This window comes from bacterium (genome assembly GCA_016873475.1).
Lineage (GTDB): Bacteria > Krumholzibacteriota > Krumholzibacteriia > JACNKJ01 > JACNKJ01 > VGXI01.
Map to the genome: position 1 here is coordinate 1 of VGXI01000108.1, position 10,578 is coordinate 10,578.

The 10,578-nt window shown below is 69.1% G+C and carries 8 protein-coding genes; 4 read left to right on the forward strand and 4 right to left on the reverse strand.

Going from position 1 to position 10,578, the window contains the following annotated elements; all coding sequences use genetic code 11:
• Both FJ251_09685 and FJ251_09690 read right to left on the reverse strand, forming a co-directional pair.
• Positions 1-628: glycosyltransferase (locus tag FJ251_09685; protein MBM4117988.1), on the reverse strand; the 628-nt coding region annotated here is incomplete at its 3' end.
• Positions 629-717: 89 nt separating this feature from the next.
• The gene (locus FJ251_09690) at positions 718-1,452 is read right to left on the reverse strand and encodes a cytidylate kinase-like family protein (GenBank protein ID MBM4117989.1); all 735 of its coding nucleotides are present in this window, start codon (positions 1,450-1,452) and stop codon (positions 718-720) included.
• Positions 1,453-1,579: 127 nt separating this feature from the next.
• Here FJ251_09690 and FJ251_09695 point away from each other — a divergent pair, with 127 nt between their 5' ends.
• Positions 1,580-4,528, forward strand: coding sequence for a histidine kinase (locus tag FJ251_09695; protein MBM4117990.1), 2,949 nt, complete (start codon positions 1,580-1,582; stop codon positions 4,526-4,528).
• Positions 4,529-4,607: 79 nt separating this feature from the next.
• On the opposite strand, the gene FJ251_09700 is transcribed toward FJ251_09695, so the two are convergent.
• Positions 4,608-5,942, reverse strand: coding sequence for an NADP-specific glutamate dehydrogenase (locus tag FJ251_09700; GenBank protein MBM4117991.1), 1,335 nt, complete (start codon positions 5,940-5,942; stop codon positions 4,608-4,610).
• A 200-nt stretch (positions 5,943-6,142) separates the two neighbouring features.
• Entirely contained in the window at positions 6,143-7,552 is a 1,410-nt protein-coding gene (locus FJ251_09705; protein MBM4117992.1) for an O-acetylhomoserine aminocarboxypropyltransferase/cysteine synthase, read from the reverse strand.
• 92 nt (positions 7,553-7,644) lie between these two features.
• Between FJ251_09705 and FJ251_09710 the strand changes: the two genes are divergently transcribed.
• The 3 genes from FJ251_09710 to FJ251_09720 all read left to right on the forward strand — a co-directional run.
• On the forward strand, positions 7,645-8,772 hold the full coding sequence (locus FJ251_09710; protein ID MBM4117993.1) for a CoA transferase subunit A: 1,128 nt from the start codon (positions 7,645-7,647) through the stop codon (positions 8,770-8,772).
• Between the two features lie 3 nt (positions 8,773-8,775).
• The gene (locus tag FJ251_09715; GenBank protein MBM4117994.1) at positions 8,776-9,540 is read left to right on the forward strand and encodes a 3-oxoacid CoA-transferase; all 765 of its coding nucleotides are present in this window, start codon (positions 8,776-8,778) and stop codon (positions 9,538-9,540) included.
• On the forward strand, positions 9,485-10,578 hold a 1,094-nt coding region (locus FJ251_09720; protein MBM4117995.1), incomplete at its 3' end, for a TGS domain-containing protein. The genes FJ251_09715 and FJ251_09720, both read left to right, overlap by 56 nt.

Here is a 10,578-nt window from a genome sequence, read left to right on the forward strand (position 1 = left end):
CCGGGTCCTTCACCGGGTGCAGGCGCGCTACCATGAGCACTACGGGCGCCTCCGGGGGGATGCCCAGCTCGCCTCGCAGGCGCCGGCGGGCCTCCGGGTCCGGCCGGAAACGCTCCGTGTCGACGCCGTTGGGCAGCAGCCGGTGGCGGCTGGGCGCCGCCTCGCCCGTGCGCGCCAGGTGGGCGCTGCGGCCGCGGGCCGAGTTGTGGAGCACCAGCTCCGTGCCGGCCGCCAGCAGACGGTCGAGGAGGCTGTCGCGCGGTCCCGCCTGAAAGCCCATGTCGCGGTAGGTGGCGATGAGCGGCGGCTGCCCGGCCAGGAGCGCAGCGAGGCGTCCGACATGGTTCGCGCGGAGCAGCCAGGTCTGCACGATGTCCGGCCGCTCCCGCCGGAGCAGGCGGACGAGGGCCAGGAGCTGACCGATCGCGCCGCCGCAGTGCCGGCGATCCAGCTCGCTCACGGCGCAGCCGGCGGCCAGGAAGGCCGGCCGCAGGGTGCCGCCGGCCTTCAGGCTCACCACGCGGCAGTCGAAGCGCTCGGCGGGCAGGCCGCGACAGAGCGCGAGGAGCTGCGTCTCGGCGCCTCCGGTATCGAGCTGCGTGATGACATGGACGATGCGGACGCGCACCCTCGAAGCCCCCCGCCGCCGCGGCGGGCGGGCCGCGGTCCGCCCCAGTGTAATGGGCGGGCGCGGTCCGGCAACCGAAAAGGCGGGCCCTAGTCCTGCGCTGCGGGCCGGGCGCGGCGGTCCAGGGTGTAGAAGCTGTCCACGACGAGCGTGGCGGCGGCCTCGACGTCCATCATCGCCATGTTGACGATGAGGTCGTAGTGGTCCAGCTCCTGGCCGCCGGCGAGGAAGTGGGTGCGCAAGAAGTCGCGCCGCTGCAGGTCGAGCTGGCGCAGCTCGCGCGCGGCTTCCGCCGTCGCCAGGTCACGAGCCCGGCAGAGGGTGGCCAGGCGGCGGCCGAAGGGGGCGGTGATCAGCACGCGCAGGCCGGCCTCGGGCGGCAGGATGAAGTTCGCGCCGCGGCCGAGGATCACCGCATTGCCGTGCAGGGCGAGGGTCATCAGCACGCGTTTCAGGTGGCGCAGGTAGGCCTGGTTGCCGAGCGAGCCGGAGTCGAGGGTCGTCTGGATGAGGTCATCCAGGGTGGAGCGGCAGCGCTCGTCCAGGCTCTCGACGAACTTGCCCAGCACCTGGGCATCGCGGGCGATGTGGTCGACGATCGCCCGGTCGAAGAGCTCCCAGCCCAGCTTCTCCGCCGCGCGGGCGGCCACCTCGTCGCCCTGGCTGAAGGGGAGCCGGCTGATGCTCAGATAGGGGCCGATCGGGGAGAGCGCGGCGCCGTCCGCCTCGCGGGCGCGGCGGGCCGTCACCTCCCGGCGGGTCTCCCAGATCAACAGGTGCTTGCCGACGATCTTGTCCAGGCTCGGACTGCGGTAGCTCTTCATCGTCTCGCCTCCCTTCCGCCACGCAGTCTAGCCGCATTGCGCGGTCTGGCAAGCCCGGGCTTCGCTCTTCCCTCGCCGGGGCGGCCCGGTTAGGATGGGCCGGTCCCCTGCGGTGGAGGTCGCGCGCGTGCCCAAGGAGTCCCTGCCCAGCGCCTTCAGCTTCAGCGGCTTCGACCGGCTGATGCCTTTCCGCATCCGGGACATCCTCCTGGTGTCCAGTCTCTACGACTCCTTCGTGATCGAGCAGGACGGGCGGCTCACGGAGCTGCTGCTCAGCGAGTACGCCCAGCTCAACCTGAGCTATGCGCCGATGGTGACGCGCGTCTCCTCCGGCGAGGAGGCGCTCGCGCGGCTGCAGGAGCAGCGCTTCGATCTCATCATCACGATGAGCCACCTCGGCGACATGGAGGTGCGCGAGTTCGGCCGCCGGGCGAAGCGGCAGCGGCCGGACATGCCGGTCGTGCTGCTCGTCTACAACACGCGGGAGCTGACGCTGCTCGCCGAGCAGGAGCTGAAGCCGGACATCGACCGCGTCTTCGCCTGGCGCGGCGACGCGCGCATCCTGCTCGCGATCGTCAAGTGCATCGAGGACTCGGTCAACGTGGCGGCGGATGCCTACGAGGGGCAGGTGCGCTGCCTGCTCCTCGTCGAGAACTCGGTGCGCTTCTACTCGTCCTATCTGCCCATGCTCTACACGGAGCTGATGCGGCAGACCCAGGCGCTGATGGCCGAGGGCATCGACGTCATGGACAAGCTGCTGCGCATGCGCGCGCGGCCGAAGATCCTGCTCGCCGAGACCTACGAGGAGGCCGAGCGTCTCTACGAGGACTACGCCGACTACCTGCTCTGCCTGATCACGGATGCCAGCTTCGATCGCGGGGGGCAGCGCGATCCGCGCGCGGGCGTCGAGCTGATCCGCGCCGTGCGCCGCGGCGATCCGGACCTGCCGGTGCTGCTGCAGTCCTCCGACGAGAGCCGCGCCCAGGAGGCGCACGCGCTCGGCGTGAGCTTCCTGCACAAGGACTCGCCGACCCTGCTTGCCGATCTCAGCGGCTTCATGAAGGCGAACCTCGGCTTCGGCGACTTTCTCTTCACGCTGCCGAGCGGCGCCGTCGTCGGGCGGGCCAGTGACCTGACCGCGATGGCCCGCCTGCTCAAGGAAGTGCCGGGCGAGGCCATCCGCTATCACGCGCGGCGCAACCACTTCAGCAACTGGTTCATGGCGCGCACGGAGTTCGAGCTGGCGCTGCGCCTGCGGCCGGTGCGGGCGGGCGAATTCTCCGACGACGAGGCGCTGCGCGCCTACCTGCGCGAGAACCTGGCCGAGTACCGCAAGCTCAGCCGGCGCGGGCGCGTGGCGGATTTCTCGCGCCAGCATTTCGACGCGAGCAGCAGCTTCGCGCGCATTGGCAGCGGCTCGCTGGGCGGCAAGGGCCGCGGTCTCGCCTTCCTCGACGCCTTGCTCTCGCGCTACGACTTCCGCGAGCGCTTCCCGAAGGTGCGCATCACCGTGCCCGAGTGCGCCGTGCTGGCGACGGGCGTCTTCGACCAGTTCATGGAGGAGAACGACCTGCTCGGCCGCGCGCTGGCCGCGCGCGATGACGCCGAGATCGCCGCCGCCTTCGTCGCCGCGCGCCTGCCGGAGTCCGTGCGCGACGACCTGACGGCCTTCCTCGCCGAGGTGCGCTACCCGCTCGCCGTGCGCTCCTCGAGCCTGCTCGAGGACAGCCAGCACCAGCCCTTCGCGGGCGTCTACACCAGCCACATGCTGGCCAACTGCCATCCCGACGACGAGCAGCGCCTGGAGCAGCTCTGCCATGCGATCAAGCTCGTCTACGCCTCGACTTACTACCAGACGGCCAAGGCCTATCTGCGCGGCACACCCAATCGCATCGAAGAGGAGAAGATGGCCGTGCTGGTGCAGCGGATGGTGGGCGAGCGCCACGGCGAACGCTTCTACCCGTCGATTGCGGGTGTCGCCCAGTCCTACAACTTCTACCCGCTCTTCGAGGCGAAGCCGGAGGAGGGCTCGGCCTCGGTGGTGCTCGGGCTGGGCAAGGGCGTCGTCGAGGGCGAGCGCAGCCTCTGGTTCTCGCCGGCCCACCCGCAGCGCCTGCCGCAGTTCGGCAGCACGCGGGACATGCTGCGCTCGAGCCAGCGCCAGTTCTGGGCGCTGGACCTGAGCCGCTGCGAGGTCTTCGCGAGCACGGACGGCAACGCCGGCCTGCTCCGCCACGATCTGGAGGACGCCGAAGCGGACGGCACGCTGGCACCCGTGGCTTCCACCTACATGCCCGACAACGACGCCGTCTACGACGGCATCGCGCGGCGCGGCGTGCGCCTGGTGACGATGGCCGGCGTGCTCAAGACCGACTACTTCCCGTTGCCCGGACTGCTGCGCGAGCTGCTGGCACTGGGCAACAGGGGCCTGGCAGCGCCGATCGAGCTCGAGTTCGCGGCGCAGCCCGCGACGGGGCCCGGCGAGACCAGCGAGTTCGCCGTGCTACAGATCCGGCCGCTCGTCGTCGGGCGCGAGGCGATCGACCTCGACCGGCGACCCATCGACGAGGCGCGCGTGCTCGTCCGCTCGGACGCGGCCCTCGGCAACGGCGCGATCGAGGACCTCGTCGACCTCGTCTTCGTGCACCCCGCGCGCTTCGATCGCGGGCGCACGCCGGACGTCGCGCTGGAGCTGCGCAATCTCAACGAGCGGCTCGCCGCCGAGGGGCGCAGCTACCTGCTCCTCGGGCCGGGCCGCTGGGGCTCGCGCGACCGCTGGCTGGGGATTCCCGTGGCCTGGTCGGACATCAGTGCCGCGCGCGTGATCGTGGAAACGGCCATGGCCGATATCGCCGTCGAGCCGAGCCAGGGCAGCCACTTCTTCCACAACCTGACCAGCTTCGAGGTCGGCTACTTCACCGCCCACGAGGATCGCGCCGGCGCCAAGGTGGACTGGGACTGGCTGCTCGCGCAGCCGGTCCTGGCGGAGACGGAGTTCCTGCGCCACCTGCGCCTGCCGGCGCCGCTGGCCGTCTACCTCGACGGCCGCCACGGGCGGGGGGTCGTGCTGCGCTGAACGAAAGAGGCGGGACGCCTGCGCGCCCCGCCTCCGGGAAGCGAGCGCGGCGCAAGCGCCGCGCCGATGTCCGTCTCGCTTACACCAGGCCCTGATCGAGCATGGCGTCGGCGACCTTCAGGAAGCCCGCGATGTTTTTGCCCTTCACGTAGTCCACGTGGCCGCCCTTCTCGCCGTACTTCACGCAGGACGCGTGGATGGCCTTCATGATCCCGTGCAGGCGCTGGTCCACTTCCTCGCGCGTCCAGTTCAGCCGCATGCTGTTCTGGCTCATCTCGAGGCCGCTGGTGGACACGCCGCCGGCGTTGGCCGCCTTGCCGAGACCGTAGAGGATTTTCGCGTTCTGGAAGACGTCGATCGCGCCCGGCTCGCTCGGCATGTTCGCGCCCTCGGAGACGCAGATGCAGCCGTTGGCGATCAGGGTCTTGGCCTCCTCGGCGTTGATCTCGTTCTGCGTGGCGCTGGGCAGGGCGACATCGCACTTGACGCCCCAGGGCCGCTTGCCGGCCACGTACTTGGCGCCCTTGTACTTGTCGGCATACTCGCTGATGCGGCCGCGCTTGACGTTCTTCAGGTGCATCAGGTAGGCGAGCTTCTCGGCGTCGATGCCGTCCGGATCGTGGATGAAGCCGCCGCTGTCGGAGGCGGTGACCACCTTGCCGCCGAGCTGGAGCACCTTCTCCGTGGCGTACTGGGCGACGTTGCCCGAGCCGGAGACCGTGCAGGTCTTGCCCTTGATCGTGTCGCCCTTCTTGTTCAGCATCTCCTCGGCGAAGTAGACCTGGCCGTAGCCCGTGGCCTCGGGACGAATCAGGCTGCCGCCCCAGTTGAGACCCTTGCCGGTCAGCACGCCGGTGAACTCGTTGCGCAGGCGCTTGTACTGGCCGAACAGGTAGCCGATCTCACGGCCGCCGACGCCGATGTCGCCCGCGGGCACATCCGTGTCCGGGCCGATGTGGCGGAAGAGCTCGGACATGAAGCTCTGGCAGAAGTGCATCACTTCGTTGTCGCTCTTGCCCTTGGGATCGAAGTCCGAGCCGCCCTTGCCGCCGCCCATCGGCAGCGTGGTCAGGCTGTTCTTGAAGACCTGCTCGAAGGCGAGGAACTTCAGGATGCCCAGGTTCACGGTGGGGTGGAAGCGCAGACCGCCCTTGTAGGGACCGATCGCGCTGTTCATCTCGATGCGGAAGCCGCGGTTGACCTGCACCTCGCCCTTGTCGTCCAGCCAGGGCACCCGGAACATGATCACGCGCTCGGGTTCCACCATGCGCTCGAGGATCTTCGCTTCCTTGTACTGCGGATTCTCCTGCACGAACTCCCACACGGACTCCACGACCTCGCGGACGGCCTGGTGGAATTCCTTCTGCTCGGGATTCTTGGCGATGACGCCTTCCATGAAGCGATCGACGGACATCGCGTTCTCCTTTGTGTTGACGCGTCGGCTTGAGTAGAGGTCGTAGCGGAACCGCGTGCGGCCCCCGAAACCCCAGCAAGAAACACGGTGACCGTGAGTTATGCAAGACTAGCGGATCTTGATTCCGCGCCGCCGGAAAAGGCGCGGCCGCCCGGGGGGCGGCCGCCAGTCTGTCATGCAACACAAGTAAAGGTTACGAGTTACACGCGCTTAAGGCCGCGCTCCAGATCGGCGATGACATCGTTCGGGTGCTCGCCGCCCACGCAGAGGCGGATCAGGTTGGGGGCCACGTCGGCCATCGAGCGCGCGGCCTCGCCCTGCTGCTGGTGGGTGCTGATCGCGGGGATCGTCGCCACGGACTTGATGCGGCCGAGATCGGTGGCGCGCCAGATCATCTGGAAGCCATCGAAGACGCGCCGCGCCGCTTCACCGCCGCCCTTCACGCGGAAGCTCATCAGGTGGCCGTAGCGATTGACCGGCACGCCGCCGTTGTCCAGCTCCGAGTCGACGAGCTTCAGGTAGCGCTTGGCGACGGCGTGCTTGGGATTGTCCGGCAGGCCGAGGTAGTCGACCTGCTCGATCTTCGGGTGCGCGGCGAGGTACTCGGCCACGGTCTGGCTGTTGCGCGAGACGAGGTCCATCTTGCTGCGCAGCGTGCGCAGGTCGTTGAGCACCATGACGGCGTGCAGCGGGTTCATGCTCGGCCCGTTGTCGCGATAGGGGAGGAACTTCACCCAGCTCGCGAAGTCCGCCTTCATCTCCGGGTTGTCGATGTTGGTGACGATGTTCTTGCGCGCCACCAGCACGCCGCCGACGCCCATGCCGCTGCTCGTCATCGTCTTGGAGACCGAGTGGACGACGATGTCCGCCCCGTGGGCGAGCGGCCGCAGCAAGGCCGGCGTGGCCACGGTGGCATCGACGATGAGCGGGATGCCGTGCGCGTGGGCGAGATCGGCCAGCGCGGCGAGATCGGTGAAGCTGATCGTCGGGTTGCTCGGCAGCTCGACGTAGACGAAGCGCGTGTCGGCGTCGATGCGCGCCGCCCAGGCGTCGATGTTCATCACGTCGCTCACCCAGCGCACCTCGTGCCCGCGATCCTGGTGGCGGCGGATGGAGAACTGCTGGAAGGTGCCGCCGTAGACGTGGCAGGAGGAGACGAAGTTCATCCGCTCGGCGGGGTCCTTGCTGCGCTTGACCGCGAAGGGATCGACCGCGGTCATGATCGCGGCCATGCCGCTGGCGGTGACGACGGCGCTGGTCTCCAGCCCCGTGCCGTAGCCTTCGAGCAATGCGAGCATCCACTCGAGGTAGTAGGTCGTGGGATTAGCGATGCGCGCGTAGCACCAGGTCGGGATCAGGTAGGCGAGCGCGGCCTCCATGGCGTCGGCGTCGGCGTAGTGCTCGCTGGTCGCGAGGTAGGCGGGCTCGATGATCGAGCCCTGGTTGTTCGCGATCGCCTCGCGCATCGTGTAGAGCCCGTGCACGGAGAGCGTGTCGAAGCGGCAGGCGCGCAGGCGCTGCAGTTCCTCCTCGCGCTGTGCGACGAGCGCGCGACCCTTCTCCACCCAGGCGCGAACGCCGGCCGAGTACTGGCTGAGATCCGCGGACATGCCGCCCTCCTCGTTGGGGTTGGCTCCAGTAAAGCAGATCGGATTGACGGATTCAAGACGACCACTGGCGATCCTGCGGAATCCGCGACCAGATGCCGAATTATCGACGGGTACTTGGGCTGTTGTCTTTTCATCGTTATGCATTCCCGGCGGTCCGCCGAGCCTTGACGCCAGCCCCCGGCTCCGTCACCATGCCGAAGAGGAGCGTCTTGAATCCCGCCGCGGCGGGCAGCCTGGGAGGCAGTATGGAGGTTCTGGAGAGCGGACGGGGGCGGCTCCTGCAGACGCCCGACCTGGACGGCCTGCGCCGCTGGAATCGCGAGCACAAGTCGATGGCGCTGGTGGACAAGCTCGTGGACGAGCACGAGGCCGTGCGCCGCTGCATCGATGACGGCGACTACATCGGCTTCGAGCTCTACGGGACCTGCCGGGCGCCGCTGAGCATCGTGCGCGAGATCGTGCGCCAGGGACGCCGGCACCTGCGCCTCGTTGGCCAGGGCTTGCAGGACGTCGACTGGCTTGTCGCCGCCGGCATGGTGGACGCGATGGACATCACCTACAACGCCTACGAGGTGCACGGCCTCTCGAGCGTGCTGCGGCGCGCCGTCGAGAAGCAGGGGCTCGAGGTGGTGGAGTGGAGCAACGCGGGCATCGCCTGGCGCTTCAAGGCGGCGGCGATGGGCGTGCCCTTCCTGCCCATCAAGAGCATGCTGGGCACCGACACCTTCGTGCGCTCGGCGGGCAAGGTGACCGAGGATCCCTTCGGCAACGGCAGGGTGATGCTGCTGCCCGCGCTGGTCGTGGACTGCGCGGTGATCCATGTCCACCGCGCCGACAGGTTCGGCAACTGCCAGCTCGACGGCATCAGCGGCTTCGCGCTCGAGATCGCCCGCGCGAGCCGCAAGGTGCTGATCAGCGCCGAGGAGATCGTCGACACGGAGACGATCCGCCAGTACCCCGAGCGCAACGTGATTCCCTACTTCCTGGTCGACGCTGTGGTGCACGCGCCCTTCGGCAGCCACCCGGGCGAGATGCCCTACCTCTACGGGCGCGATGAACCCTCCACGCTCGCCTGGCTGGAATCGGCCAAGACCCTGGAGGGCACCGAGGCCTTCCTCGACCAGACGATGCGGCGGCTGCCGAATCACGCCGCCTACCTGGAACTGATCGGCGGCGCGGCCAAGCAGGCCGAACTGCGCGCCCTCGCGGTGGGGAGGTAGACGATGACCGAGCGCTACAACGGCACCGAGCTCCTGATCTGCCTGTCCGCCCGCGTGATGGAGGACCGCTCGAGCGCCTTCATCGGCACCGGCGTGCCGATGCTCGCCGCGGCCCTGGCCAAACGCCTCTACGCGCCCGAACTGGTGAGCGTCTTCGAGTTCGGCGGCATCGGCTCCAGCCTCAAGTACCTGCCCCGCGGCGTGGGCGAATCGAAGACCTTCTACCGCGCGCTGGTCGCGACGGGGATCTGCGACGTGATGGAGACCGCCGCGCGCGGCTTCGTCACCTACGGCTTCCTGGGCGGCGCGCAGATCGACATGTACGGCAACCTCAACTCCACCGTGATCGGCGACTACGAGCACCCGAAGGTGCGCCTGCCGGGCAGCGGCGGCGGCAACGACGTCGGCAGCTTCTGCTGGCGCACGATCGCAATCATGCGGCACGAGCCGCAGCGCTTCATCCCCAAGCTCGACTTCGTGACGACGCCGGGCTACTTGAGCGGCCCCGGCGCGCGCGAGGCGGCCGGCCTCTTCCCGGGCTCCGGGCCCTACCGCGTGGTGACCAACCTGGCCACGCTGGGCTACGACGAGGAGAGCAAGCGCATGCAGCTCATCGCGGTGAACCCCGGCGTCACCGTGGAGGAAGTGGTGGCGGCGACGAGCTTCCCGCTCCTGCTGCCCGCCAAGGTGGAGGAGAACGCGCCGCCCACGGATGAGGAGCTGCGCGCCCTCCGTGAGGAGATTGACCCCGAGCACCTCTACATCTAGACTTCGGCGCGGAGCGGGCGACGGGCGCCTGCTCCGCGCCGGAGGTCCCGTGCCGACCAACCTGCCGCCGCACTATCACAAGGCCGAAGACCGCTTCAAGGCGGCGCGGGAGCCCGAGGAGAAGATCGCCCATCTGCGCGAGATGATGGCGATCATGCCCCACCACAAGGGCACCGACAAGATCCGCGCCGAGCTGAACCGCAAGCTCAGCGCGCTCCAGGCCCAGATCGAGCAGGCGAAGAAGGGCGGCAAGGGCAAGGGGCACAATCCCTACTTCCTGCCCCACGGCGACTCGCCGCAGGTGCTGCTCGTCGGCGCTCCGAATGCCGGCAAGAGCAGCCTGCTCGGCGCGCTCACCGCCGCCGAGCCCGAGATCGCGGCCTATCCCTTCACAACGGTGCTGCCCCAGCCCGGCGTCATGCGCTGGGAAGACGTCGCCATCGAGCTGGTGGACACGCCGCCGGTGCAGGGGCCCCCGCTCGAGTCCTGGGTGCTCGACCAGGCGCGCGCCGCCGATCTCATCCTCCTGCTCGCCGATCTCGCCGCGCCCGACTGCTGCGAGAGGGTCGAGGCCATCGATGCCGGCTTCGAGGAGCGCGGGCTGCGTCTCGTCGATCGCGTGGACACGCGCGATCCGCTGCGCGCACAGAACGAACGCGCCACTCTGCTCGTGGCGACCAAGGCCGACCATCCCGACGCGCCGGTCAACCTCGATTTCCTGACCGAGCTGATCGGCGGCCGCTGGCCGCGCGTGCTGATCTCCGTCACCGAGAACCAGGGCCTGGACAATTTCGCGCACACGGTGTTCACGGCGCTGCAGCTCGCCCGCGTCTACACGAAGATCCCCGGCAAGCCGCTCGCCAAGGACTCGCCCTACCTGCTGCCCCTAGGCAGCACGGTGATCGATGTCGCGGCCAAGGTGCACCGGGAGTTCGTGGAGCGCTTCTCATCGGCCCGCCTCTGGGGGTCGGGCAAGTTCGACGGCCAGACGGTGGACCGGGCGCACCCGGTAGCCGACGGCGATATCCTCGAGTTCCA